The sequence below is a fragment of the Pseudomonas sp. MDV22-iso1 genome (assembly GCF_058145095.1).
Window position 1 is genome coordinate 13,891 of record NZ_JBYVMF010000049.1, and the last position, 2,560, is coordinate 16,450.

Genomic DNA, 2,560 nt, shown 5'->3' on the forward strand with positions numbered 1-2,560 from the left:
GATCGAGGTACATCCGCAAAAGACTGGTCGGCTGTCAGACCGCCATCGCCAGCAGGCTAGCTCCCACAGGGATCGGGGTCATCCGCAAAAGACTGGTCGGCTGTCAGGCCGCTATCGCCAGCAGGCTAGCTCCCACAGGGATCGAGGCATATCCGCAAGAGGCAGGTCCACCGCCAATTTCGCACAATGAATCCAGCCGCTGCCCCCTTGCCCCAACGCCACACCCGTCTACCATCAAATCAAAGGAAAATAGTTCTCGCCCCCCCTCAAGTTCAGGGACCCGACTACCGACACAGTACGAATAGGAAAAGACCTCAGACAACCGAAAATCGGCCAAGCTGCAGGCAAAATCTCCTGTGGATGAATGTCCCTTTGACTGACCTCACCGGATTGCCAATACTCATGGCAACTTGATGCTACCCGCACGGAACAAGGAATAGCCTTTTGAAGCTGGAACTCAAGAACAGCTTGTCGATGAAGTTGCTCCGGGTCGTGCTCCTGTCGGCATTGATCGTCGGCGTAGTCTTGAGCTGCGCGCAGATCGTGTTCGATGCTTATAAAACACGCCAGGCCGTAGCCAATGATGCCGAGCGCATTCTCGACATGTTTCGCGACCCTTCGACCCAGGCCGTCTACAGCCTGGACCGCGAAATGGGTATGCAGGTAATCGAAGGGCTGTTTCAGGACGACGCCGTACGCCAGGCTTCCATCGGCCATCCCAACGAAGCCATGCTCGCGCAAAAGTCCCGTGACTTGCAGCAGTCCGACAGTCGCTGGCTGACCGACCTGATCCTCGGCAAAGAACGCACCTTCACCACACAATTGGTGGGTCGCGGCCCGTACAGCGAATATTACGGCGACCTGAGCATCACCCTCGACACCGCCACCTATGGCCAGGGGTTCATCGTCAGCTCGGTCATCATCTTTATCTCTGGCGTGCTACGCGCATTGGCCATGGGATTGGTGCTGTACCTGGTCTATCACTGGCTGCTGACCAAACCCCTGTCGCGAATCATCGAACACCTGACTGAAATCAACCCGGATCGCCCCAGCGCGCACAAGATCCCGCAACTAAAGGGTCACGAGAAAAACGAACTGGGTATCTGGATCAACACCGCCAATCAGTTGCTCGAGTCCATCGAGCGCAATACGCACCTGCGCCATGAAGCTGAGAACAGCTTGCTGCGCATGTCCCAGTACGACTTCCTCACCGGCTTGCCCAACCGCCAGCAACTTCAGCACCAACTGGACAAAATCCTGGTCGATGCCGGCAAACTGCAACGACGGGTGGCAGTGCTGTGCGTCGGGCTCGATGACTTCAAAAGCATCAACGAACAATTCAGCTACCAGACCGGCGACCAACTGTTGCTCGCCCTGGCGGATCGCCTGCGGGGCCATAGCGGTCGACTCGGCGCCCTCGCCCGTCTTGGCGGCGATCAGTTCGCCCTGGTCCAGGCCGACATCGAACAGCCTTATGAAGCCGCTGAATTGGCCCAAAGTATTCTCGACGATCTGGAAGCGGCGTTTGCCCTCGATCACCAGGAAATTCGTTTGCGCGCCACCATCGGAATCACCCTGTTCCCCGAGGACGGCGACAGCACCGAGAAGTTGCTGCAAAAAGCCGAACAGACCATGACGCTGGCCAAGTCCCGCTCGCGCAATCGGTATCAGTTCTACATCGCCAGTGTCGACACCGAGATGCGCCGTCGTCGCGAACTGGAAAAAGACCTGCGCGACGCCCTGACCCGTGACCAGTTCTACCTCGTTTACCAACCACAGATCAGCTACCGGGAAAACCGTGTGGTGGGCGTCGAGGCGCTGATTCGCTGGCAACATCCCGAACATGGGCTGGTGCCGCCCGACCTGTTCATCCCGTTGGCCGAGCAGAACGGCACCATCATTGCCATTGGCGAATGGGTCCTGGATCAGGCCTGCAAGCAATTGCGCGAATGGCATGATCAGGGTTTCGCCGATTTGCGCATGGCGGTGAATCTGTCAACGGTGCAGTTGCACCATGCCGAGCTGCCGCGAGTGGTCAACAACCTGCTGCAAATGTACCGCCTGCCGCCACGCAGTCTGGAACTGGAAGTTACCGAAACCGGCCTGATGGAAGACATCAGTACCGCCGCCCAACACCTGCTGAGCCTGCGTCGCTCCGGTGCATTGATTGCGATTGATGACTTCGGCACCGGCTACTCCTCACTCAGCTATCTGAAAAGCCTGCCCCTGGACAAGATCAAGATCGACAAGAGCTTCGTTCAGGACCTGTTGGACGATGACGACGATGCAACCATCGTCCGGGCCATCATCCAGCTGGGCAAAAGCCTGGGCATGCAGGTCATTGCCGAAGGCGTGGAAACCGCCGAGCAAGAGGCCTACATCATTTCCGAGGGGTGTCACGAGGGTCAGGGCTATTTCTACAGCAAGCCGCTGCCGGCCCGGGAACTGAGCGCCTACCTGAAGCAGGCGCAACGCAGTAATGCCGCTATTTTATAAACGAAGCATTCCCCTGTAATTGGATGGACTCGCCCAAGCCGAGGCGTCAATGCGCCACGGTGGC

The 2,560-nt window shown here is 58.0% G+C and carries 1 protein-coding gene; it reads left to right on the top strand.

The genetic code is table 11. From position 1 onward, the window contains the following. Positions 1 to 474: 474 nt before the first annotated feature. A complete protein-coding gene (locus AC3ZVB_RS28845) occupies positions 475 to 2,496 on the top strand; it encodes a putative bifunctional diguanylate cyclase/phosphodiesterase (RefSeq protein WP_490148457.1) in 2,022 nt (673 codons plus the stop codon). The last annotated feature ends 64 nt before the right edge of the window (positions 2,497 to 2,560 follow it).